Origin of the sequence: Planococcus sp. 11815 (genome assembly GCF_051096385.1) — a bacterium.
Lineage (GTDB): Bacteria > Bacillota > Bacilli > Bacillales_A > Planococcaceae > Planococcus > Planococcus citreus.
Map to the genome: position 1 here is coordinate 3,242,467 of NZ_CP096991.1, position 22,384 is coordinate 3,264,850.

Below are 22,384 nucleotides of genomic sequence, written 5' to 3' on the forward strand. Positions count from 1 at the left end.
TAAGAGCCGCTTTCATAAATCCCCTTGAAATTAAAACTCATTCAACTCACTAAAAAGCCGAAACCCTCACGAAGGGCTTCGGCTTTTTAGTGTTCAAGCGACGTGTCTATCGCATCATTTCGTTAACGAAATACAGCTGATAAACAGCAGGCAGCAATAACGCGACGGTTAAACAAATCACGGCCGCGATTTTCGATTGTTTGCGTACGCGCCCATCTTCCGATTTCAATTGCTCGAAAAACGTTAACGTAAAGTAAAAGCTGGCCACAAACAAAAGGGCTGAAACGATGCCCATCCAACTGCCCATTCCAAACATCCCAATATTCGACATCCCGCTCCCCCATTTCATACCTGATTAGGCCTTCGTTAAGTCGCCAAGAACAAGTTTTGCCATGAGACAGTCAATAAAAACAGCGAAATGACCACGAAAGCATAACCCCAGAATTCTTTTTGGTTTTTCTCGATCCGTTCGAATCCTGCAACGAGCATGAACAATCCCGCGAGCAGCATGACGAGCGGCGTCAAAACCAATTTTTCGGTAAATAATGTATAGCTTCCTATTCCGATAACACTTAATTGAAGGATAATCCGAATTATTTTCAGCATCGCTATTCCCCATTCTTACGCAACTGCTCCAATGCGTATTGGCGCATCCGGGCAGTCTATAAATTCCCATTTTTTTCATCCTATCTTTTTAAGGAATCAAAGGAATATGAAGATGGAAATTTGAGGAAATAGATAGTCGTTTTCATAAAAAAGAACGCGGCTCCTGCTTTAGCCCGCCTTATTTCATATGATTTCGGATATGGCGGGGAATCATGATCGCTTCGACCGATAAATCGACGGCTTCAAAATCAGGATCGATGCATTCCTGCCAGTACGCCATGTGTTTTTCGTCGATCCAATGCGTTGAGGTTTCCACCGCCTGCCCGCCTTCCCCCTGTACCGAATACCAATACAAATACTCAGCCCCATCCAGCGTTTCCCGGAAAATGGTCTCGACGTACATGTTCTCCCCTTCTAAGGTCACAAGGACTTCCTCCATATGATCGTTCAAGAACTTTAGCCATTCATCTACCACTTCCGACTTTCCTTTTTTCACGCGAAACCGCGTCAACTCAACATCCATTCGAATCACTTCCTTTAAAAATTTTCAACATTTCACAATCTGGCAGAAAACAACAAGCTTGGCGAAATTCTCTTCCGTAAGTTTATTGACAATACACGAGCAGAGAAGTAGGATTAAACTAGAATCTAATTGAAAATGATTATCATTATTGATTGATCATTCTCGATCAAAGGAGAAGAAGAACTTGAAAAAATCAGGATTATTGTTCGTGCTTTTATTGTTACTGGCCGTACTCGCCGCTTGTGGCTCTGCTGAATCGTCAGAAGATACAGGCGCTGCAGAACCGGAACAAGATGCAGCAGCGGAGACATTTACATACGAATCGGAAACAGGCGCCGTTGAAGTGCCGACAGACCCGCAGCGCATTATCGCCTTGACGAACGGGCCGAATGTCTTGGCGCTTGAAGGCAATATCGTCGGCATCGACGAATGGACCAATGCCAACCCGCTTTTTGAAGATATGCTGTCCGATGTGGAAATCGTCACGGAAGACAACCTGGAGAAAATCATCGAATTGGATCCGGACCTCATCATTGCAGGCACACACATGAAAAATCTCGACAAGATGAGCGAAATTGCACCGACCGTTGCTTTCACGTGGGGCAAACTCGGTTATTTGGATCAGCAAGTCGAAATCGGCAAATTGCTCAATAAAGAACAGGAAGCGACAGATTGGGTCGCTGATTTCCAAAACCGCGCACAAGCTGCCGGTGAAGAAATCCGCGCCAAAATCGGTGAAGACGCCACTGTTTCGGTCATCGAAAGCGGCAATAAGGAATTCTATGTATTCGGTGATAATTACGCACGCGGCACCGAAATTCTCTATCAGGAAATGGGCTTGAACATGCCGGAAAAAGTCGAGGAACTTGCCCTTGAAGCAGGCGTCCACACCTTCTCGCTCGAAGTATTGCCTGACTTTGCAGGGGATTACGTCGTCCTCAGCAAAAATCCGGATGTCGACAACTCATTCATGGAAACCGATGTCTGGAACAATATCCCTGCCGTAAGCGAAGAGCGCGTCATTGAAATCAATACGAAAGCTTCGACGTACAGCGACCCGATCACCCTGGACCATCTGCTCGGTATCTTTGAAGAAGGATTCCTTGCCGGTAATTAAGCCATTTGAAAGCCCCCGTCCGAACGGACTTCCACACCCCCCGGAAGCCGTTCGGACGGGGGCTTTCGTTATGTTTTGCTTTTGGCGCATGCATCACACGTAAACTTGCCCTCTAGTTTTAAATACGCTTTGACCTCCGCGAACCCTTTGCGCTTCGGATAGCGCATCTGGATATGCACTACTTCATCGCCTTCGATTTCCCTGCCGCACACTTGGCATTTCGGTGCTTCATTGAACATCATCATCCCTCCCACTTGATCGTTATTGTTTTAAGCGTTCCGATAAGCCTTGGTCGTCCGTATAAGTGAACTTGCCGATTTTGCCTTCCTGGACAGTCGAGAATAGCACGACGCCTCCCACTTCAGCACGCTGCTCTTTTCCGCCTTTTTTCTGAAACACCACTTCTGCCGTGAACAGGTAGCGGTTCGCCACCGTCTCGCTCAACTCGATGTCTACATCTTCCAGGCGCAGCTCGTAGCCGTAAATATCAGCCAACCCCGGAAAATAGGTACCGAATACCCGCATGAACTGATCCAATTCGTTGTCAGTGAAATAGGCTCCGTATTTGTCGTCCACTTGCTGTTCAAATGCCTCATTCACTTCGACGCCGTCCACGATTTGTTTGTTGGCAGGATTCCACATCGCCTCTAAAAACTCCTCGTCCGGTCCGTTGAATTGCAGCTCCAATACGCGCTCAATCGTCTCCATTTTTGGGTCGTCCGCTTTCGCCGCCATACACCCGCACACGGTAAACAATGCCGCGAGCACGGCCAGCCCAGCCAACGCCAATTTCAGTTTGCTTGCTCCTTTCTGCATTCCGACCATCTCCTTTGTTTATACTACGAAATAACTAGAGTTAAGTTTCAATTTTCTGGAATTTGAAGAAACTCATTTATAAATCATATATTTTCACAAAGAAAAACGCCTTTCCACTCGTTCCCCCTAAGGTTCACAAGTAAAAAGGCGTTTCTGGAATGCTGTTAGGTATCCAAGAAACTTTTCCCGCTCAGTTCATTCGACGATAAAATAAAGTGTTTCACCAAATCCACTGTGTGATCCAAATCTTCCAAGTCCACGATTTCAATCGGTGTATGCGTATAACGGGAAGGAATCGAGACGACACCAGACGAGACGCCTTTATGTGTCATATGGATTGCCCCGGCATCTGTGCCGATGCCCATAAAAATTTCCTGTTGATACGGGATCGCTTGCTCGTTGGCCACTTTTTCCAACAGCCCCGTCACCAAAGGATGCGAAATCAAGGATTTATCCGTAATCTTAATGCATGGCCCTGCTCCCAGTTTTCGGGTGCCGGTCATGAGCACATCATTGGTGTCACTCGTCGGCGTCGTATCGATCGCCAAAGCGAAATCCGGCTGCAGGTTTGCGCTCAAGACGGAAGCGCCGCGAAGCCCGACTTCTTCCTGTACAGTGAATGCGAAATGGATATCGCCATGCGCCAGATCCGCTGCTTGCTGGAATTCATTGATTAACTCCAGCAAGACGGCACAGCCCGCCCGGTCATCCAAGGCTTTCCCGACGACGCGGTTTTGCTTGGCATCGCCAATCAGCTTCAATTCGCTGCCGTAACTCACCGGCTGGCCGACTCTGACGCCCATTTGTGCCACTTCTTCAGGCGAAGCCGCCCCGATATCGATATATAGTTCCCGGTGCGAAGCGATGCGCTTCGGGTCGTCCCATTTCACGTAATGGACAGCGAGCGTTCCGATCACGCCTTGAATATAGCCGTCATCGCCTTTGATCGTCACCGGCTGGGCCAGCAAGGTGCGGTTGTCGAATCCGCCGAGCTGTTCGAAGCGCAGTGTGCCATTCGCTTCGATTTTTTTGACGATAAAGCCGATTTCATCTGAATGCGCGGCGAGTAAGATCGATGGCAAAGAAGCATCCGTCGCCGGAATCGTCGCGATAATATTGCCGAGCGGGTCCACTTCGCAAGATGCCACTTTCCCTTCTATTTCGTCTTTGATATAACGTTGGACGTCCTGCTCGAAGCCGCTTGGCCCCACCAATCCACATAATTCCTTCAATACTTTATACAAAACGGCTCAACTCCAGATACTTAGTTTGATAAATACACATCGGTCATTAAATCATTGCTCATCGGATGCGGATTGTAATCTTCCACATAATCGCTTTGTGCCAAAGGCGGCGTTGTATAGGCGAGCATCACCCACGGAGCGTCTTCCTGGAACAATTGCTGGGCTTCCTGGTAGAGCTCGGTCCGCTTGTCCTGGTCGATTGTTTCACGCGCTTCCGTAATCAACGACGTGAATTCGTCGCTCTTATAAAACGCGATGTTTTGTGCAGGCACTTCGGCGTTCGTTTTGCTGAGGTTCGGATAGAGGAAGTTGTCCGGATCAGCCATAACGCCTGTCCATCCGTACATCGCCATGCTGTGCTTGCCGTTCTTCGTATCTTCCAAATAAGTGGCCCATTCAGACGACACGATTTCTGCCGTAATCCCAATCTCAGCCAAATCCGATTGAATCGCTTCCGCAATTTTCATCGGTTCCGGCAAATAAGGGCGAGGGTTGCTCATCGTATACAGTTCCGTGGTAAAGCCGTCTTCAAGTCCTGCTTCCGCCAATAGTTTCTTCGCTTCTTCTACGTTGTAATCGTATTTCTCCAGCGACTCGTCATGGCTCCAGAGAGACGGCGGCAACGGGCTAGTCGCCGGGTCTGCCAGTCCGTTATAAAACGCATCGACAATTTCTTCTTTGTCGATCGCCATATTGATGGCCTTGCGCACCAAGGGATCATCGAATGGCTCTTTTTCCATATTGAACGCCATATAGCCGATATTGAAACTTGGGCGTTTAATCAGTTCAATGCCTTCCGTGTCTTCGACAATCGTCGTATCGCTTGCATTCATGCCGTCCAAAATATCGATTTCCCCTGTCTGCAAGGCATTCAAGCGTGCCGAGTTTTCGGGAATAACTTGATAGATGACTTGGTCGAGGTAAGGCTTCCCTTCCATCCAATAGTCTTCATTCTTTGATAGCGTGATCGTGTTATTGCGGTTCCATTCCTCAAACTTGAACGGCCCAGTGCCGACCGGGTTCTCGCCGATGCCAGCGCCGTACTGTTCGATCGCTGCAAGGCTTGCAATCCCGAACATGGAAATCGCCAAATAGCTAAGGAACGGTGCGGTTTTTCGCTTCAATACAATTTCAAGTTCGTGTTCGCCAGTCGCTGTTACCGATTCAATCAGGTGGTTTTCGTCTCCTTTAAACCCGCCGTAAAGAAACGGATAATAAGGAAAATCTCCTTCATGGTACGGGTTTTCCGGATCCATCCAGCGTTCGAAATTAAAGACGACGGCGTCTGCGTTAAAATCGGTGCCGTCATGGAACTTCACGCCTTCGCGCAGCTGGAATGTCCAAGTCAAGCCATCTTCGCTCGAGCTGTATTCTGTTGCCAGTTTCGGCTGCAGCTCCAAATTGTGGTCATATTCCAATAGAGTTTCGTATATATTGTGCGTGACCCGGATCGATTCCCCGTCCGTTACATTGATTGGGTCTAAACTGACCGAATCGGCGCCGCGCCCGTAAACCAAAGTGCCGCCGCTCTTATCGCCTTCGGTTGCAGTGCCGGCCTCGTCTTGTGCGTTATCACTTGAACATCCAGCCAATAGTACAATTCCAAATGCGATGAAAAAATAAAATAGGTTACGAATTTTCTTTTCCAACCGGCTTCCGCCTCCTTTTTTGCACTCTTTCTCTAGCACAGTGAAGTTTTAGAGAAAGGAAGATAGCTCCAAGTATAAAGTTTTTGGAATTAATTTTCAAATCTATTTTTTCAGAATTTTATTCATGCACATTAAAAAACACCCACTTATGAAGTGAGTGTCGCAAGCTATTGTCCACTTAATCAATACCATGATCATCAGCTTGAAGCGGCTGCGGCCTGGTCTGCTTTTACGCAATCGATGGCCACAACGAGCGAAATGATCAGATGCTCCATCGTTTCATCGAGGATATCTACTTGGTAAGTGTCCCCCCAGCTGAGCCATTGCTTGCTCACCGAGCCGATGACTTGTCCATGCCGAAGGATGTCAAAAGTCATTTCCCACCAATTTCCCTGCACGTCGATGCCTTCTGCTTCAATGGCATAGCGTGGCTTCAGAAAAGTAAACTCTTTCTTGATCATGACCGCTTCCTGGCCGTCCACTTCCACGAAGAAAGTCGGCAAGAAACTAAAGGTCTTTTTCGTGATTACGCCGATTTCCTGGTTTTCAGCATCCAAGATCGAAAAGGTCTTTGGGATTTTCAAAAAACTGCCTTCGACGAAATACCGATCCCGTTCTTGTTCGTCTTTCACCGTGAATTTCTCGCTCAAGCTGAATACTTTTTGTTTGATATAGAGGTGCTTCATAATAACTTCCTTTCTGGTTTCTGCTGTCATGCTCTTTCATTCGGTTCCACGTGAAACATTTTCATCGCCTATACTTTCAAAATGCCCCTGAACCCTCTTGCGGCGTAATAGGAGTCCGCTCCGTTATGGTAAACAAAAACCTGCCCGTACCTGCAATCGCCAAAAATCGCCCCGCCGCGTTCCCGGATTTCCTGGGGGGTCTCGAGCCAGCTCGACGTCTTTAAATCGAACTCATCCAAAGTCTGAAGCAGCCTGTACTGCTCTTCTGTCAATAATTCAATGCCGATCTCAGCTGCCATGTCGACTGCCGAATTTTCGGGTTTGTTTTTTTTCCGGGATTCAAGCGCCGACCGGTCATAACAAAGACTTCTTCGTCCTTTCGGGCTTTCTTTTGAGCAATCGCAAAACAAGAACATCCCGGTCTCCGCTTCATAGCCGATGACATCCGGTTCGCCGCCGGTTTCCTCCATTTGGTGCAAAATCGCCAACTTTACCGGATCTTCGTCTAGCTTCAGCCGAACATTGTCCCACCCCATCTTTTCGTGGCGCTGTTCGTTTTGTTCGAAGCGCTGTTTCAAGGCTTCGAGCAGAGTTCGCTGCTGTTCATCAGTTAGATACTCTTGAGGCTGTGCCATTGCTCTTCTCCTCCCTTTCCTTTTCACCGCATAGATGACCTGTATATGGAGTTGGCTATTTAATCCTGATTTCCTTTATTTACGGCAAATCGCTTGGGAAAGATTCATTTAATTTCGCCGAGCTGCTGGCTGTCGCCTAATAAATTGTTTGTATTTTCTATGGTGTCATAACTTAAATTCCTTAAAATAAAAGAAATTTACCAATAAAATATTAAAAATCAGCATATTGTGAACAATTTCACTTAATTCTTTGTTATGCTTATATAGTGAAAATTGTGGCAGAAAGAATAAAAATGGGCAGGAGTGATAATGAGGATATATAGGAGATGATCGATATCACGAAAGAAATGATTACTACTGTAGACGAAGCCATGGACTTAAATGTTAAAAAACAGGCAGAAGGGCAAGATGATTATTCCTTGGATCGTGTGCCGCGCGAAGAACGGAAGATGGGTTGGCTCAGCATCACCAACATCACGTTCGGAATTGCGACTGCTATATTCTACTTCCAGACCGGCAGTGTTATGGCCCTTCAATTCGGGGCGGTGAACGCCATTATTTCCGCTGTTTACGCGATTATTGTTGCAGGAATTCTCGGGACGGTTATTGCCTATCTGTCGGCAAAATCAGGGATGAATGTCAATCTATTATCCAGAAGTGGCGGATTTGGTTATATCGGAGCCTCTTTGACCTCCTTAATCTACGCATCAAACTTTATCATGTACTGCGCATTCGAAGGCCTGATTCTGGTCGCCGCAGTTCATACGTTCTTCCCCTCTATCCCCGAATGGGCGCTCATCATCTTTTTTGGGCTTCTGGTCATTCCACTCAATTGGTTTGGCATCAAACAATTGGACAAACTGCAAAAATGGTCTTTGCCGATTTTCCTGGTGTTCCTCCTGGTCACCATTATCGTCACCTTCAATACGCCGTCGGGCTATGACGGCGCCTTCTGGACTTATTTGCCAGAAGGCGTGCAAGTGGGCGGTGCGGCATTGTTGCTGTGCATCGGCATGCAGCACGGCATCATGGGATTGACGGCCTTACTTGCCTCGGATTATGCCCGCTTCCTGAAACCGAAAGACGTCAAGCTCGGATCGGTCATGATTGGCTTCATCCCGCAAATTTTCTGCTTTGGCGTCATGGGCGGCCTTGGCATCTGGTTTGGTGTGCGCCTCGGTGAATCCAATCCGGGCGTCTATATCGTGCTATTGCTTGGCTTCGGCGGGGTCATGTTTACTTTGCTTACGCAGCTGCGCATCAATATCACGAATATTTACAGTGGTTCCTTATCGCTATCGAACTTTTTCGAGAACATTTTTAACTTTATGCCTGGCAGACGGTTTTGGATCGTCGTCACTGCCTTGTCCGCCATTGCCTTGATGCTCGGCGGCATTGTTGATCATCTTGGTACTGCGATGACCTTCCAGGGCGTCTTTTTGCTCGCCTGGGCAGCAGTCATCGTCGCGGATGCCATGATTGTCAAGAAATGGTTGAAGATCGGACCCTTGTTCTATGAAGCCCGCCAGGAATATCTGTATAAATGGAATCCTGTAGGGGTCGTAGCGCTGGTCATCTCGAGCGGCCTCGGCACGTTTGCGGCACTCGGCTATATAGGGCCGTTCCTGCAAAATACTGCCGCTTTCTTCGCCGCTGTGCTCGCCGCACTTCTAACAGTGATGCTGGCGGCCCTGACAAAAGGCAAATACTACATGAAAACGGAACCGGTTGATGTGGACATCGAAGACCATATCGCGACCCGCTCCGGCAAATAAATAGCCATGATTTTATAGCAAGAACACACACCCATTATCTCCTCAACTTACCAATAGACACTATCTTTCTCCTTTTCACATCAAAAACGCCCGCTGCATCACTTGATGCAGCGGGCGTTTTTCAATAAACCAGTTTATAGACGATTTCCCCGTCAATGATGCGGCCGTCTGCCACAAAACCAAGCTTTTCTTATAGTTTCTTGGCAGCTTCATTGGCCGGCTCGAAACTCAGGTACATTACACGATGTTCCCGGTCTTGTTGGAGCTGCTCGATGAGCCGTTCCATCGCCGCCTTTCCATAGCCTTTTGACTGGTGATTGGCATCGATCATCAAGCGGTAAATCCAATACTCTTGGTCATCCTGATCCAGGCACTACATCGTAAACCCGACGAGTTCGTCGCTGCAGTAGATAGCTAAACAGGCGCATTCCGGGTACGCTTTCGCCTGTGCCAAGGAAAAAAACGTTCGATGCTACAAAGGACTTCTGGTGTTCCGCCACTTCCAAACCGATGACATCGAAAAAATTATGGCGGTTAACTTCTTTGAGATGGATCATCCACATCCCTCGCTTACTGAAGGTTTCAGCTCTTATTTGCTTCTTATGATCACTATTTCCACTACCGGGCCATCTTCCGTTTCAGCAGAATACGTGATTTTGTAGTTCTCGACATAATGGATATTGAGATAGTACTGGGTTTCCGACTGATCGTATCCTACTTCTCCCTTTGCCCCCAGAATTTCATCGATTTCTTTGAAGGTCATGCCGATGCGGGTATCGAAGACCGAGACCTCAGGATTGCCGACAAAAAACCCTTTGGCGATATTGTCATCATCCAGGAAATAACCGTCTTCCTTGTTGAAAACCACAAGCCGGCTCCCGAGGAAGTAGTTATCGTAAGTCGGTTGGCCGTAATGCTCAATTAAATCGGCCAGAGGCGTTCCAAGCGGAAGCGGCATGGTGATGCCCTTCTGGTCTGCAGGCACCGCTTCCCCTTCTTCATCGGTTGTACCAGCATCAGCTTCCGCATTTTCTTCTGGTGCTTGCGTTTCCTCTTCATCTGCCTCTGCAGCTTCTCCTGCTTCTTCTTCCGATTCTTCCGTTTCGCCGGAGCCGTCCGAAGCAGTCGTTGTTTGAACTTCAGTTGGCTCACTTTCTGCCGGCTGTTCTGCGATCGTGTCTCCAGTTCCACAACCTGCTATGAACAAAGCTGAGCTTATTACTCCTACACTCAAACTCTTTTGATAAAAACTTTTTCTTTTCGGCAATCTAATCCTCTCCTTACGTTTTTGAACTGAATCCAGTGGCTGCGACGCATCTGGTGTCGGTAAAACGTGCTCTTGGGTGATGGCTCTTGTTTTCCAGTTTATCATTAAATTAATCAAGAAATTACATTTTTCTGAAATCTCTCGCTGTCCGGTGAATGAAACCACAAAAAAACCGGCCAGCAAAATGCTGGCCAGTCAGTGTTTGATTCAGTTCTGCAAATCGTAGCGATCGGCATTCATCACTTTGTTCCATGCTTTGATGAAGTCGCGGACGAATTTTTCTTTGTTGTCGTCTTGTGCGTAGACTTCAGCAACCGCACGCAGGATGGAGTTCGAGCCGAATACGAGGTCGATGCGCGTTGCAGTGCCAGCGGATTCGCCAGTTGCACGGTTTTTGCCTTCGTATTTATTGAACTCAACCGGTGACCATTCGATGTCCATGTCCAATAGCTTCGTGAAGAAGTCGTTGGTCAAGACGCCGACGTTGTCAGTTAGAACGCCTGCTGTAGAACCTTCGTGGTTTGCGCCAAGTGCGCGCATCCCGCCGACCAATACGGTCATTTCCGGAGCTGTCAGGCCAAGCAATTGTGCTTTATCCAACAACATTTCTTCCGGGCTTGTTGCATATTCTTTCTTATGGTAGTTTCTGAACCCGTCAGATAGCGGCTCAAGCACTTTGAAGCTCTCGGCATCGGTTTGCTCTTCAAGAGCGTCTCCGCGGCCTTGCGTGAATGGCACTTCGATATCGAAACCGGCTGCTTTGACCGCTTGTTCGATCGCTGCGTTACCGCCGAGGACGATCAAGTCGGCGATGCTTACTTTGTCGCCTGTTTCTGCTTTCAAATGCTCATAGAAGTAAAGCACTTTTTCCAATTCTTCCGGCTCGTTGGCATCCCAGCTGCGCTGTGGTGCAAAGCGGATGCGCGCACCGTTTGCGCCGCCGCGCTTGTCGGAACCGCGGAATGTGCTGGCAGAAGCCCAAGCTGCTTTGACGAGCTGTTGCGGGTTGATGCCGCTTTCCAGGATTTTCGCTTTCAGTTCAGTTAATTCTTTGTCTTTCAACGTTCCTGGAGCTGCTGGTACTGGATCTTGCCAGATCAACTCTTCGTCTGGAACTTCTGGTCCCCAGTAGCGGACTTTCGGGCCCATGTCGCGGTGAAGAAGTTTGAACCATGCACGTGCGAACGCATCTTGGAACTCTTCCATGTTTTCGTAGAAACGGCGGGAAATTTTTTCATATTCCGGATCTACACGAAGCGCCATATCGGCAGTTGTCATCATCGTTTTCACTTTGATGGAAGAATCTTCTGCATCCGGTGCCATTTGCCCTTCAGATAGGTCTACTGCTGTCCATTGGTAAGCGCCAGCAGGAGATTTCGTCAATTCCCACTCATAGCCTAACAATTGCTCATAGTAGCCGTTATCCCATTGGATCGGGTTGGCAGTCCAAGCGCCTTCGATGCCGCTTGAAATCGTGTCACGGCCTTTTCCAGAGCCGTATGAACTCTTCCAGCCAAGGCCCATGTTTTCCATGACCGCCGCTTCCGGATCGTCGCTTACGTTGGAAGGATCTCCAGCGCCGTGCGCTTTACCGAATGTGTGGCCGCCTGCGATCAAGGCAACGGTTTCTTCGTCGTTCATTCCCATGCGCGCAAAAGTCTCACGGATGTCCACTGCACTTGCAAGCGGATCCGGTTTGCCATTCGGGCCTTCCGGGTTTACGTAGATCAAGCCCATTTGAACGGCTGCGAGCGGATTTTCCAGTTCGCGGTCGCCGGAATAGCGGTTATCCGCGAGCCATTCTTTTTCATTGCCCCAATAGACGTCTTCTTCAGGCGCCCAGATGTCTTCGCGGCCTGCACCGAATCCGAAAGTTTTGAAGCCCATCGATTCAAGTGCCACGTTGCCTGTCAAAACGAGCAAGTCAGCCCATGAGATTTTGTTTCCGTATTTTTTCTTGATCGGCCAAAGCAAACGGCGCGCTTTGTCCAAGTTGACGTTATCCGGCCAGCTGTTAAGCGGCGCGAAACGCTGGTTGCCGGTAGAACCGCCTCCGCGGCCATCCGTTGTACGGTAAGTACCTGCAGCGTGCCAAGACATACGGATGAACAATCCGCCGTAATGGCCATAATCCGCTGGCCACCATTCTTGGCTGTTGGTCATCAAGTCGCGAAGGTCTTGTTTCAATGCATCGTAATCCAATTTCTCGAATTCCGCTTGGTAATCAAATTCTACCCCTAGAGGGTTCGTTTTCGTGTCATGCTGGTGCAGAATATTCAAATTCAGCATATTCGGCCACCAGTCTTTATTTTGCGTTTTGCCTGGCTTGTTCGAAGTCGTGATGGCGCTGTCTTGGTGTCCGCCCGTTTGGTCAGTCGGCTGTTGCCCGCCGGCGCCTGTTATTGGGCATTGTGCATCGGATGCAGCTGTGTGGCGCTTTTGTTCGTTGTTATCCATCTTGTAAAAACCTCCCAATTGATAATGAAAAAAGGTGAACTTCTATCCAACACGCATGTTGTTGGGTATTGCCAATTGCATGTAATAATTCTTACATTAGAATTATACTAAACTAGAGAACAGCTGAACAGCAATATGGATAAAAATGAGGGCAAATCTTTTTCTGCTTCGTTTAAAACAGCAAGAGTTGCCCGAATTTCTTCCTATAATATGTTTTCATTTTTCAACTTCAGAAAAACTCACTGAAGAATGAAGCGAACAGCACAAAGACGATCAGCAAGACAATGAATGTGATGATGATCCCCGGCAGCACAACGATGAAGAACCCTTTCCAGGACGACACCCGGTGCGCTTCGCCTACCGCCTTGCAGACGATGATGAATGTCCAGATGGAGACCACTGCCATCACGATCGACATGACGACGACGATCGGGTTCCCTTCCACGTCCGTCCGGTCTGCCAAGAAGGTTTCCGGAGAGGCGAGCACCCAGATGATCAGCAGCGGCAACAGCCAGATCTGCGGAATTTGGGCCGTAGCCAGCGCCTTGAACATCTCCTGGTAGCTCGCCGTCCCCTTAAACAGCCGGCCGACAAGCACCAGGATTGCGGCACCGAGGAAATAGCCGAAAGCGCTGCCGATCGGCCCGGTCACCAAGGCCTGCAGAATGGCCGCCCACGCCGGCATATCCGAGCTGCGTTCGTTCATCATCCCGATCAAGCCGGAAGCAAAACCCGTGAGGACGATGAGCAGTATGATGAACTTGAAGGATTTCCGTTCAATGACAAAACGGACGGTTTCACGCGTGCGCAGCCAAATATCGGTGAACGGGTTCAACCCGCGTTCATTTCTTATCCGTTCTTCCCTTACCATGATTTCTTCCTCCTCTCTTATCAAAGATCGCAATGGCTCAAAAGGCTATCCCCTATGTTTCTTCATAACTCTCGAATACCTTTTTTTGACGAAGGGCGTGAAATCGCAGTGGTAATGATAAGCGAACAGCCAATTGAGAAAGGAGTCATGCCGAATGGAAATTGACAATATGCTTGGCGCGCGTTCCAGGCAGGAATTGAGGGAATGGCTAGAGAAAAATTCGGCTTCGGCGAAGTTTTGCTGGGTGCTGATCGGGACCAAAGAACGGCCAGAAGGAATCCCTTATTTGGATGCTGTGGAAGAAGCCTTATGCTTTGGCTGGATTGACGGCATCACGAAAAAGACAGCCGATAATCGATTGGCGCAGCGGCTTTCACCGCGCCGGAAAAACAGCAATTGGACCGAATTGAACAAAGAGCGCGTCAGAAGGCTGGAGAAATTGGGCTGGATGACTGGCCAAGGGCGCCGCGTCCTTCCTGATATGCGGCCCGAGTCTTTTGCTATCGACGAAGAAATCGAATCTGCTTTGAAACGAGACCCGCAAGTCTATGAAAACTTCTTGAACTTCCCTGAACTGTACCGCCGGATCCGGATCGATAATATACAGGGCTATAAAAGCTATGACCGCGAAATATTCGATAAACGGCTGGAGAAATTCATTGTGAATACACGCGCCACTAAAATGTACGGACAGTGGCACGACAACGGGCGCTTATTGGATGACTGAAAACTTCTCGCAAGTTTCCACCTTTGTTAAGTAGATATTTCTACTTTTGTTAGATAGAACTTTGCTAGGAACGCTGGCATCTCCATCGAAAAAAGGCATCTTTCCCGCATTTGTGCTGGGAAAGATGCCTTTTCTTCTATACATATAGCGGATCTTTTGCCGCATCAGCTGGCTGTTTTTCAGCAAGCGGATAAAAACAGGCGACTTCCTGGCCCGAGAGCCCTCTCGGTTCGAGCGCTGGCACTTCATTTTTGCAGCGTTCGGTGGCCATGGGGCATCTTGTGTGGAATACGCAGCCGCTTGGCGGGTTCGCCGGCGACGGCAGCTCTCCTTTTAAGACGATGCGTTCCCTGCCGCGCTCAAGCAACGGGTCGGGAACCGGCACTGCCGACAGCAAGGATTGCGTATACGGATGCTGGACTTTTGTATGAAACGCGCCCCGTTCCGATTTCTCCATCACTTTTCCTAAATACATAACCGCCACACGGTCGGCCAAATGATTGATGACGGACAAATCATGTGCGATGAAAACATAGGTCAAGCCCAATTGCTTCTGAAGATCTTGTAGCAAATTGATGACTTGCGCCTGCACGGAAACATCGAGTGCACTGACCGGCTCATCACAGATCAGCAGTTCCGGCTCCAGGGCAAGGGCGCGGGCAATGCCGACACGTTGCCGCTGGCCGCCAGAAAACTCATGCGGCAGTTTATTGTAATGGGTGTCCGGGTTCAAGCCGACCAGTTCGAGCAATTCCTTGACTCTCGATTCCAGCCGCTCGGTCTTTTTATAGGCTTTCAACGGCGCCGCCACGCTGTCCCCGATCTTCATGCGCGGATTCAAACTGGTGTAGGGATCCTGAAAAATCATCTGGACATTGCGCCGCATGTCATGAAGTTCTTTGGCGCTAGCTTCTGCGTAATCTTTTCCGTGGAACAGGATTTCGCCCGCTGTCGGTTGCTGCAGGCCGACGATGCTTCTCGCGAGCGTGCTTTTCCCGCAGCCCGATTCGCCGACGATGCCGAGTGTTTCGCCTTTTTGGACTTGGAGGTCAATGCCATTAAGCGCTTTGACGTAGCTTTTCTCGCGCTGCAACAAGCCTTTTTTGACGGGGAAATGGACATGCAGCCCTTTGATATCCAATAATGCGCTCATGTTGTCAGCACCCCTTCCAATTGCTTTTTCTGTTCTTCGAATTCATTGCTCGAAAGAATGCACGCTGCAGAATGATTGCTTTCGCGATGCTCCAACGGCGGATCAACTTGCCGGCATGCGTCCCGTGCAAACGGGCATCTCGGTTCGAACGCGCATCCCGCCGGCCGGTCGATCAAACTCGGCGGCTGCCCATCGATCGGGATGAGCCGCTCTGGGCCGCCTTCACGAATGACCGGGACCGAACGCAAAAGCGACCACGTATACGGCATTGACGTTCTATAGAAGATATCTTCAGCACTTCCCGATTCGACGATTTTCCCGGCATACATGACCAGGATGCGGTCGGCCAAATGGGCCACGACGCCGAGGTCGTGAGTGATGACGAGAATGGCCGTGCCGTATTTTTCTTGGATGCCCTTCAGCAAATCCAAAACTTGCGCCTGTATCGTGACATCCAGCGCCGTCGTCGGCTCATCCGCAATCAATAGTTTCGGATTGGAAGCAAGCGCCATGGCGATCAAGACACGCTGGCGCATTCCACCCGAGAATTGATGCGGGTAGCTGTTCATGCGCGCTTTGGCATCGGCAATGCCGACGTCTTCCAATAACTCAATCGCTTTTTCGCGTGCTTGCTGTTTCGGCCGTTTTTGATGCGCTTGTATGGCTTCGATCAATTGCTTGCCGATTCTGGAGACGGGATTCAAGCTCGACATCGGATCCTGAAAAATCATGGCGATGTCGTTGCCCCGCAGTTTTCTCAGTTCCGTTTTGCCCATTTCCAATACCGGCTGGCCTTCAAAATGAATCGTGCCTTGCGGATACAGTGCAGGCGGTTCCGGATTGAGCTTCATCAAGGAATGGGCAAGCACGCTTTTGCCGCTCCCCGACTCCCCGACGATGCCGATGGTCTCCCCTTTCTGGATGGAAAAGGACACGCCGTCGACCGCTTTCACGAGGCCGCCCGGTGTATCAAGATGGACATGAAGATTTTCTACTTGCAACATTCGAGTGCCCCCTTTAGGCAAGTTTGGTTTTGCGCTTGCGTTTCGCTTGATGTGGATTAAAACTGTCCCTCAGCCCATCGCCGAGCAAATTCAAAGCCAGAACAGTGATGACGATCGCAAGGCCTGGGAAAATGGAATACCAAGGCGCGATGGTCACGTAGATCTGTGCTTCCTGCAGCATATTGCCCCAGGTCGGCGTTGACGGGTTAACCCCCACGCCGAGAAAGCTGAGCGCCGCTTCCGCTAAAATCGCTTTCGCGAAAATGAAGGTGCTTTGGACGATAACCGGGGACAGAATATTCGGCAATACGTATTTGGCGATGATCACCGCATGGCTCGATCCGGTCGTCTGGGCCGCTTCGATATAGGATTGGTTTTTCACTTGCAGCGTCGCCGAACGGACGACTCTCGCCATGACCGGGAAAAACGCCAGCGTCAAAGCGATGATGATATTGGTGATGCTGCCGCCAAGTGCTGCAACCAGCGCAAGCGCAAGGATGAGTGCCGGAAACGCCAGAAAGCCGTCAATGATTCTCATCAGCACGAAATCCACTTTGCGGAAATAGCCGGAGATTAAGCCAATCACTGTGCCGATTACCGTTGACAGCACCGCAACGATGACGCCGACAGACAAGGACACCCGGGCCGCGACGATGGTCCGCGAGAAAATGTCGCGGCCAAAATCATCCGTGCCGAACCAATGTGCCCCTGAAGGGCCGGTCAAGCGCTGTTCCGGGGAAATCGCGGCCGGAGAGAAAGGCAGCCAGAAACTTGCGGTGAAGGCCGCAAGCGCGACGATCAATAGCATCGCCAGCGCCAGCAAATTCGTTTTCTTAGTAAACATCGGTTTCGTCTCCTTCCAAATGGTCAATCATAGCGGATGCGTGGATCGAGGAATGTGTACAGCAGATCTACCAATAGATTGACGAACACATAAATGCCGGCAATGAACAACACAATTCCCTGTACGACCGGGTAATCGCGGCGGTGGATGGAATCGACCAAGAGCTGGCCGATGCCCGGAATCGTGAACAAAGTTTCGATGATGACTGTGCCGCCGAGCAAGCCGGCCACTGTAGCGCCGAGCACCGTGGTCGTTGGGATCAAGGCATTGATGAAGACATGGCGCATCAATACTTCACGTTCCTTTACGCCTTTCGCGCGCGCCGTTTTGATGTAATCCTGATTGACCGAATCGAGCATGCTGTCGCGCAGCATCCGGGCGATGATGCCCACCTCAACGATCGCCAGTACAAACGATGGCAGCAAAATATGGTGAAGCCATGCATCCGCCCCTTCCGCAAACGGCACATAACCGGCCACCGGAAAGATCGGCAGCGCGACGCCGAAGCCGAGCACCAATAGCGTCGCGAGCCAGAATTCCGGGACCGATACGCCGAACAAGGAAACCGATGTGAAAATCGGGTCCAAGACAGTCTTGCGCAACGCGACGATGAGGATCGCCACCGGAATGGCAATGACGAGCAAAATCACCGTCGACAGCGCCATCAAGCTGAAGGTCGGCCCGAAATTCTCGGCGATCAGCGAGGTCACCGATTGCGAAGAGTAAACGGAAGTTCCGAGATCCCCCGTGATGACTTGTGAAAACCAATTAAAGAATTGGACATACAGCGCTTGGTCTAAGCCCAGTTCACGCTCCAAATCAGCAATCGCTTCCGGTGAACTGTCCTCCCCTAAAATGAGGAACGCCGGGTTGCCGGGAGTCAGATGCACGATCATAAAGACGATTACACTGACGACCAGCATGACGGGAATCACCGACAACAGCCGGCGAATCGTGTAGTTCAGCATTGCTTGTTCCCCCTTCTCCATAAAAGGAAGAAAATCGCCAGCATCGTTCCTGACGATTTTCTTCTCTTAGTTATCCTGTTTGATGGCTCGTCGTTAATTTGTTTTATACGTATTCCAGAAGCGCGGGCCATACCATTCGCTATAGTCGTGGATATCGGTTGTGCGCGCATTCAAGTTCGAGATGTTCGTCACTTTTTCAAACGGCAATTCTTCATACAGCGTTTCGTTCAAGCCGGCGAGGATCTGCTGTCGTTCTTCCTCGGATTCCGCTTGTGCCCACTGGGCGATTTGCTCCTGCCATTTCTCACTGTTATACCAGCCACTGCTGTTCGAATCCTGGCTCAACATGCCTGCCTGGTTCGGCGAGAAGAACGGGGACCATCCGACGACAACGAGATCCCAATTGGAAGCCTCTCCCCATTTCTCAAGGTATGTTGCCCATTCATAGGATTCCAGCTCGACCGCAAAGCCGGCTTCTTCAAGCTGCTGTTCAGCGATCTCGGCAATTTTCTTATAGTCGTTGGAATCGCTCGAGAAGATAATTTTGATCGGCTCGCCGTCGTAGCTGCTTTCTTCCAATAAGCGTTTCGCTTCATCCACATCGTAGGACAGGAAGCCGTCTGTGTTTTCTTCCGAATACAGGGCGGTTTGGTTCGGCGTGAACAAAGCACCGTCCAATTCGTAAAATTCCTCGTTGCCGTATGTTGCTTTGGCAATCGCTTCTTTATCGAGTGCAGCGTTCAATGCCTGGCGTACTTGCAAGTCATCGAAAGGCGCTTCCGATTTATCCGGCGTCAACACCGTATAGCCGTTAGTGGCGGTGCCAGCTTCGATATTCGGCGTGCTTTCGATCACTTCGTACAAATCGAGCGGAACTTCATCGCCGAAATCGTAAAGTCCGGTTTTCAAGCCATTGACCACCACTTGAGGGTCTTTGACGATCTTGAAATGGACCGAATCCACATACGCTTTTTTCTCTCCCGTCAAACCGCTTGTCTCATCGGTTCTAGATGCATAGTCGTCGTATTTGGCCAAGACGATTTCATCGCCGCGCTTCCACGAATCAAACTGGAATGGCCCGGTGCCGATATACTGGTCATGGTCAAGCGGCTTTTCGCCGGCCGCTTCAGCGACCTCTTTCGGCAAGACGACTGCAGCCGATTTCGGGGCAGCCAAGTCAGAAAGCAAAGAACTGTATGCTTTGTTCAATTGAATGGTCAATTGCGAGCCATCTGCTTCCACGGACTCAACGTGGTCGTTGGTGATCTTGCCGACAGATGACACTTTCAGCCAACGTTCGATGGACGCTTTGGCATCTTCTGCCGTTACCGGTTCTCCGTTATGGAAGGTCACGCCTTCACGCAAAGTAATCGTGTAGGTTTTTCCGTCTTCGCTCACTTCATAATCTTCAGCGAGCAGCGGCACTGCTTCAAAATCCTGGTTTAAGGCAAACAAACCTTCATAAATATGCCAGCCGATTTTGCGTGCGGCACTTTCCCCCGTGTACATCCAGTCCAGCGTGTTCGGATCTGCGCCGATCGCCACGTTCAGCTCCCCACCTTCCACTGGTTCTGAATCTCCGTCAGCATTGGACGAACTCGCTTCCCCGCCGGAACAACCGGCCAAACCGATAAGTGCAATTAAACTGATAAGTAAAAAGATGATATTTTTCACGATGTTCCTCCTTATGATTAAAAAAATGATGATGCCTCGATTATGTATGCAATTGCCTAAAAGCCTATCCAAGTTCCCAGATTTTCAATGAAGCGTCGAAGTGTTGATGCGCCAATCTGCCGCTCAAGCTCCGACGGTATTTCGAAAACCATTTGTCCATTGAAGGCACCTCCTTCGCCAAAAATAATTTATCTTACCTGTTTACTTGGTTTTAACGTAATAAAAAAACCCCTTCTTCTTTTCGACAAGAAGAGGAGTGGTTTCATACGTTCGATCGCCTCTCTTATCTCTGTACGCGCGGTACAAGGAATTAGCACAGTGCCGCATTGCGGTCTGCTGCTTTGACGTCTCAGGGCCAGTCCCTCAGTCAATCTCGATAAGATGATTAAATTGTAAAGTTCATGTTAAGGCCCTTGATCCGGCTTGTCAACATTATTTTGAATAAATTGAATTTATTTACATAACGCTGAAATTCGATTTGGTTTACGCTTGCCGTCCTGCCGGAAAAACACTCGACTGTTCGATCCATTCAATGGATTTGGCGACGATGAAATCCAATTCATGGTCCATGGAAGCAATGTGATAGGAATTATGGAGTTCGTGCTTGAACGCGTGTTGCGAACCGACCTTGCCGAGAATATAATCGGTGTTGGCTGGCGGTACGACATGATCTTCAAGCGACTGGAAACACATGACCGGGCAGTGGACTTCGCCGAGCTTTGCGCGGACAGCATCCATATAGCCGAGCAATTGCTGATACGCTTTGACCGGCGCTTGCCCGTAAGTGATTTCCACCGCATCCGCTTTTTTAATGTCGGGCGCATCTTCTGTGACGTAAGCATGGGCCGGGCGGCTGCGGTAAGTTTCAAACTGCGGGATGTCGATCGCCGGATTGATCAACGCGATGCCCTGGATTTCAGAATGGCGGCTGGCCAGATCCAAGCTCAAGGTGCCGCCCATCGATTGCCCGATGACAAAGACCGATGTGCACGATTTTCTGAGTTCGATATAGGCCTGCTCGACACTCCGGAACCAGTCATCATAAGAAAATTGTTGCAGATCCTTGTAATGGGTGCCATGGCCCGGCAGCCGCGGACAGGAAACCGTATAGCCTTGTTCGCCGAGCGCTTCGCCTAATTCCCTGACGCTTTGCGGCGTGCCGAGAAACCCGTGGCACAATAGGATGCCGGTGCTGCCGCCTTTCAGAAAGAAGGCTTCCGCCCCTTGGATGACAGGATATTGTTCGTTCATGCAATCCCTCCTTCAGCTGTTTAAAAATCAGGAGGCCCACTAGCTGCCTCTAATGTGAAGTAATGCGAAAAAAGCTTATTCACATTAGACTATATTTAAAACCTACTTGTCAACTAGGTTTTATAAAATGAACGATCCCCCGCACTAGGCGCTGCTTTAAACTCCCGAACCCTTCCCTTGGCGCGCCCAGCTGGCGATGGCTGCAATATCACTCGGCGACGTGCTGCAACAGCCGCCGATGATGTCAGCTCCTGCTTGATGCCAGGCTTTCGAATTGGCTGAAAACGCACCAGCTGACGGTTCTTCGCTCCAGGTTTTGCTTACCGGATTGTAAGTGGCGCCGGAATTCGGATAGACGATGACCGGTTTGGAAGATGCGCTTTTCACTTCCTGGATCAAGGATTCGATAAACTGCGGAGCTGTGCAATTAATGCCGATTGCCGCCACTTGGGGTTGTTGCTCGAGCCATTTTGCACAATCTGCGATCCGCTCCCCGTTGCTGATATGGAACTCATCTTTCGCGCTGAACGTGAACCAGGCAGACACTTGCGAAAATTCTTCCAGCACGCTCACGATCGCTTTCGCTTCCGCGAGGCACGGTAAAGTTTCGCACGCTAAAATATCCGCTCCTGCTTCCACCAGCACCCGGATGCGTTCTCTATGAAATGCGGCCAATTGCTCTTCGCCAATCGCATAGCCGCCGCGGTATTCAGACCCGTCCGATAAAAACGCGCCGTATGGGCCGACTGATGCCGCCACTAAAGGCTTCGGCCTGTTCGAGCGATCCGCTGCAGCGCCCCAAAACTCGTCGCGCGCTTGTGTTGCCAACTCGACAGACTTCGTGATCAATGCGATCGCTTGTGATTCTGTCAGCCCTCTCTCCTGATAGCCTTCAATGGTCGCCTGGTAACTGGCCGTAATGGCACAATCCGCCCCAGCCTGGAAATAATCCACATGCACTTTCTTGATTAACTCCGGATTTTCCATCAATATTTTCGCTGACCATAAGGAATCATTTAAATTGCATCCATAGTTTTCAAGTTCTGTCGCCATAGCCCCGTCCACGATGAGGACCGGGAACTCGTTCAATATCTGTTCAATCGGGTTCATTCCAAAC

23 protein-coding genes and 1 riboswitch are annotated in these 22,384 nt (G+C 49.7%); of the genes, 3 read left to right on the forward strand and 20 right to left on the reverse strand.

What is annotated here, in order from left to right; genetic code table 11:
• Positions 1 to 106: 106 nt before the first annotated feature.
• The 3 genes from M1Q06_RS16295 to M1Q06_RS16305 all read right to left on the reverse strand — a co-directional run bounded on the left by M1Q06_RS16295 (position 107) and on the right by M1Q06_RS16305 (position 1,129).
• Positions 107 to 331 (reverse strand): hypothetical protein, encoded by a 225-nt coding sequence (locus M1Q06_RS16295; RefSeq protein WP_101192032.1) that lies wholly within the window; start codon positions 329 to 331, stop codon positions 107 to 109.
• Between the two features lie 35 nt (positions 332 to 366).
• On the reverse strand, positions 367 to 606 hold the full coding sequence (locus tag M1Q06_RS16300) for a hypothetical protein (protein ID WP_101192033.1): 240 nt from the start codon (positions 604 to 606) through the stop codon (positions 367 to 369).
• A gap of 178 nt (positions 607 to 784) precedes the next feature.
• On the reverse strand, positions 785 to 1,129 hold the full coding sequence (locus tag M1Q06_RS16305; RefSeq protein ID WP_434400762.1) for a DUF6176 family protein: 345 nt from the start codon (positions 1,127 to 1,129) through the stop codon (positions 785 to 787).
• 184 nt (positions 1,130 to 1,313) lie between these two features.
• On the opposite strand from M1Q06_RS16305, the gene M1Q06_RS16310 reads away from it, so the two are divergent.
• Entirely contained in the window at positions 1,314 to 2,246 is a 933-nt protein-coding gene (locus tag M1Q06_RS16310; RefSeq protein ID WP_404335542.1) for an iron-hydroxamate ABC transporter substrate-binding protein, read from the forward strand.
• 68 nt (positions 2,247 to 2,314) lie between these two features.
• Here the strand turns inward: M1Q06_RS16310 and M1Q06_RS16315 are convergent, their stop codons facing one another.
• The 6 genes from M1Q06_RS16315 to M1Q06_RS16340 form a co-directional block, all read right to left on the reverse strand.
• Positions 2,315 to 2,485 carry a Fe3+ hydroxamate ABC transporter substrate-binding protein gene (locus tag M1Q06_RS16315; protein WP_434400764.1) on the reverse strand — a complete coding sequence of 57 codons (171 nt, stop codon included), beginning with the start codon at positions 2,483 to 2,485 and terminating at the stop codon, positions 2,315 to 2,317.
• Between the two features lie 22 nt (positions 2,486 to 2,507).
• Entirely contained in the window at positions 2,508 to 3,062 is a 555-nt protein-coding gene (locus M1Q06_RS16320; RefSeq protein WP_101192037.1) for a hypothetical protein, read from the reverse strand.
• A gap of 164 nt (positions 3,063 to 3,226) precedes the next feature.
• Positions 3,227 to 4,306, reverse strand: coding sequence for a M42 family metallopeptidase (locus tag M1Q06_RS16325; RefSeq protein ID WP_434400765.1), 1,080 nt, complete (start codon positions 4,304 to 4,306; stop codon positions 3,227 to 3,229).
• A 20-nt stretch (positions 4,307 to 4,326) separates the two neighbouring features.
• Positions 4,327 to 5,955, reverse strand: a complete 1,629-nt coding sequence (locus M1Q06_RS16330; protein WP_434400766.1) for an ABC transporter substrate-binding protein — start codon at positions 5,953 to 5,955, stop codon at positions 4,327 to 4,329.
• A gap of 197 nt (positions 5,956 to 6,152) precedes the next feature.
• Positions 6,153 to 6,641 (reverse strand): LURP-one-related/scramblase family protein, encoded by a 489-nt coding sequence (locus tag M1Q06_RS16335; RefSeq protein WP_434400768.1) that lies wholly within the window; start codon positions 6,639 to 6,641, stop codon positions 6,153 to 6,155.
• A 68-nt stretch (positions 6,642 to 6,709) separates the two neighbouring features.
• A complete protein-coding gene (locus M1Q06_RS16340) occupies positions 6,710 to 7,276 on the reverse strand; it encodes a DUF4256 domain-containing protein (RefSeq protein ID WP_434400770.1) in 567 nt (188 codons plus the stop codon).
• Positions 7,277 to 7,623: 347 nt separating this feature from the next.
• On the opposite strand from M1Q06_RS16340, the gene M1Q06_RS16345 reads away from it, so the two are divergent.
• Complete coding sequence (locus M1Q06_RS16345; protein WP_434402914.1) at positions 7,624 to 9,051, forward strand: purine-cytosine permease family protein; 1,428 nt, start codon at positions 7,624 to 7,626, stop codon at positions 9,049 to 9,051.
• Between the two features lie 190 nt (positions 9,052 to 9,241).
• Here the strand turns inward: M1Q06_RS16345 and M1Q06_RS16350 are convergent, their stop codons facing one another.
• The 4 genes from M1Q06_RS16350 to M1Q06_RS16365 all read right to left on the reverse strand — a co-directional run bounded on the left by M1Q06_RS16350 (position 9,242) and on the right by M1Q06_RS16365 (position 13,646).
• Complete coding sequence (locus tag M1Q06_RS16350) at positions 9,242 to 9,382, reverse strand: GNAT family N-acetyltransferase (protein ID WP_244201653.1); 141 nt, start codon at positions 9,380 to 9,382, stop codon at positions 9,242 to 9,244.
• A 258-nt stretch (positions 9,383 to 9,640) separates the two neighbouring features.
• Positions 9,641 to 10,258, reverse strand: coding sequence for a hypothetical protein (locus M1Q06_RS16355; protein WP_434400773.1), 618 nt, complete (start codon positions 10,256 to 10,258; stop codon positions 9,641 to 9,643).
• A gap of 267 nt (positions 10,259 to 10,525) precedes the next feature.
• The gene (gene katG / locus M1Q06_RS16360) at positions 10,526 to 12,775 is read right to left on the reverse strand and encodes a catalase/peroxidase HPI (protein WP_121299303.1); all 2,250 of its coding nucleotides are present in this window, start codon (positions 12,773 to 12,775) and stop codon (positions 10,526 to 10,528) included.
• A 229-nt stretch (positions 12,776 to 13,004) separates the two neighbouring features.
• Positions 13,005 to 13,646 carry a Yip1 family protein gene (locus M1Q06_RS16365; RefSeq protein ID WP_434400775.1) on the reverse strand — a complete coding sequence of 214 codons (642 nt, stop codon included), beginning with the start codon at positions 13,644 to 13,646 and terminating at the stop codon, positions 13,005 to 13,007.
• A gap of 154 nt (positions 13,647 to 13,800) precedes the next feature.
• On the opposite strand from M1Q06_RS16365, the gene M1Q06_RS16370 reads away from it, so the two are divergent.
• Entirely contained in the window at positions 13,801 to 14,373 is a 573-nt protein-coding gene (locus M1Q06_RS16370) for a YdeI/OmpD-associated family protein (RefSeq protein WP_434400777.1), read from the forward strand.
• 136 nt (positions 14,374 to 14,509) lie between these two features.
• On the opposite strand, the gene M1Q06_RS16375 is transcribed toward M1Q06_RS16370, so the two are convergent.
• The 7 genes from M1Q06_RS16375 to mmuM form a co-directional block, all read right to left on the reverse strand.
• Positions 14,510 to 15,526 carry an ABC transporter ATP-binding protein gene (locus M1Q06_RS16375; protein ID WP_434400779.1) on the reverse strand — a complete coding sequence of 339 codons (1,017 nt, stop codon included), beginning with the start codon at positions 15,524 to 15,526 and terminating at the stop codon, positions 14,510 to 14,512.
• The gene (locus M1Q06_RS16380) at positions 15,523 to 16,530 is read right to left on the reverse strand and encodes an ABC transporter ATP-binding protein (protein ID WP_121299307.1); all 1,008 of its coding nucleotides are present in this window, start codon (positions 16,528 to 16,530) and stop codon (positions 15,523 to 15,525) included. The genes M1Q06_RS16375 and M1Q06_RS16380 overlap by 4 nt, the downstream gene beginning before the upstream one ends.
• 13 nt (positions 16,531 to 16,543) lie before the next feature.
• Positions 16,544 to 17,374 (reverse strand): ABC transporter permease, encoded by an 831-nt coding sequence (locus tag M1Q06_RS16385; protein WP_434400781.1) that lies wholly within the window; start codon positions 17,372 to 17,374, stop codon positions 16,544 to 16,546.
• A gap of 23 nt (positions 17,375 to 17,397) precedes the next feature.
• The gene (locus M1Q06_RS16390; RefSeq protein ID WP_404335564.1) at positions 17,398 to 18,342 is read right to left on the reverse strand and encodes an ABC transporter permease; all 945 of its coding nucleotides are present in this window, start codon (positions 18,340 to 18,342) and stop codon (positions 17,398 to 17,400) included.
• Positions 18,343 to 18,435: 93 nt separating this feature from the next.
• On the reverse strand, positions 18,436 to 20,016 hold the full coding sequence (locus M1Q06_RS16395) for an ABC transporter substrate-binding protein (RefSeq protein ID WP_434400784.1): 1,581 nt from the start codon (positions 20,014 to 20,016) through the stop codon (positions 18,436 to 18,438).
• 280 nt (positions 20,017 to 20,296) lie between these two features.
• Positions 20,297 to 20,399: riboswitch (SAM riboswitch) on the reverse strand.
• Between the two features lie 100 nt (positions 20,400 to 20,499).
• Complete coding sequence (locus tag M1Q06_RS16400) at positions 20,500 to 21,267, reverse strand: alpha/beta hydrolase (RefSeq protein WP_434400786.1); 768 nt, start codon at positions 21,265 to 21,267, stop codon at positions 20,500 to 20,502.
• 156 nt (positions 21,268 to 21,423) lie between these two features.
• A complete protein-coding gene (gene mmuM, locus M1Q06_RS16405; RefSeq protein WP_434400788.1) occupies positions 21,424 to 22,377 on the reverse strand; it encodes a homocysteine S-methyltransferase in 954 nt (317 codons plus the stop codon).
• Between the last annotated feature and the right edge of the window lie 7 nt (positions 22,378 to 22,384).

Coding starts and splice junctions, on each gene's coding strand:
- M1Q06_RS16340 (WP_434400770.1), bottom strand. CDS start 7,276: ATGGCACAGCCTCAAGAGTATCTAACTGATGAACAGCAGCGAACTCTG.
- M1Q06_RS16350 (WP_244201653.1), bottom strand. CDS start 9,382: ATGATCGATGCCAATCACCAGTCAAAAGGCTATGGAAAGGCGGCGATG.
- M1Q06_RS16295 (WP_101192032.1), bottom strand. CDS start 331: ATGTCGAATATTGGGATGTTTGGAATGGGCAGTTGGATGGGCATCGTT.
- katG (WP_121299303.1), bottom strand. CDS start 12,775: ATGGATAACAACGAACAAAAGCGCCACACAGCTGCATCCGATGCACAA.
- M1Q06_RS16370 (WP_434400777.1), top strand. CDS start 13,801: ATGGAAATTGACAATATGCTTGGCGCGCGTTCCAGGCAGGAATTGAGG.
- mmuM (WP_434400788.1), bottom strand. CDS start 22,377: ATGAACCCGATTGAACAGATATTGAACGAGTTCCCGGTCCTCATCGTG.
- M1Q06_RS16365 (WP_434400775.1), bottom strand. CDS start 13,646: ATGGTAAGGGAAGAACGGATAAGAAATGAACGCGGGTTGAACCCGTTC.
- M1Q06_RS16390 (WP_404335564.1), bottom strand. CDS start 18,342: ATGCTGAACTACACGATTCGCCGGCTGTTGTCGGTGATTCCCGTCATG.
- M1Q06_RS16320 (WP_101192037.1), bottom strand. CDS start 3,062: ATGCAGAAAGGAGCAAGCAAACTGAAATTGGCGTTGGCTGGGCTGGCC.
- M1Q06_RS16315 (WP_434400764.1), bottom strand. CDS start 2,485: ATGTTCAATGAAGCACCGAAATGCCAAGTGTGCGGCAGGGAAATCGAA.
- M1Q06_RS16300 (WP_101192033.1), bottom strand. CDS start 606: ATGCTGAAAATAATTCGGATTATCCTTCAATTAAGTGTTATCGGAATA.
- M1Q06_RS16380 (WP_121299307.1), bottom strand. CDS start 16,530: ATGTTGCAAGTAGAAAATCTTCATGTCCATCTTGATACACCGGGCGGC.
- M1Q06_RS16345 (WP_434402914.1), top strand. CDS start 7,624: ATGATTACTACTGTAGACGAAGCCATGGACTTAAATGTTAAAAAACAG.
- M1Q06_RS16375 (WP_434400779.1), bottom strand. CDS start 15,526: ATGAGCGCATTATTGGATATCAAAGGGCTGCATGTCCATTTCCCCGTC.
- M1Q06_RS16305 (WP_434400762.1), bottom strand. CDS start 1,129: ATGGATGTTGAGTTGACGCGGTTTCGCGTGAAAAAAGGAAAGTCGGAA.
- M1Q06_RS16335 (WP_434400768.1), bottom strand. CDS start 6,641: ATGAAGCACCTCTATATCAAACAAAAAGTATTCAGCTTGAGCGAGAAA.
- M1Q06_RS16400 (WP_434400786.1), bottom strand. CDS start 21,267: ATGAACGAACAATATCCTGTCATCCAAGGGGCGGAAGCCTTCTTTCTG.
- M1Q06_RS16385 (WP_434400781.1), bottom strand. CDS start 17,374: ATGTTTACTAAGAAAACGAATTTGCTGGCGCTGGCGATGCTATTGATC.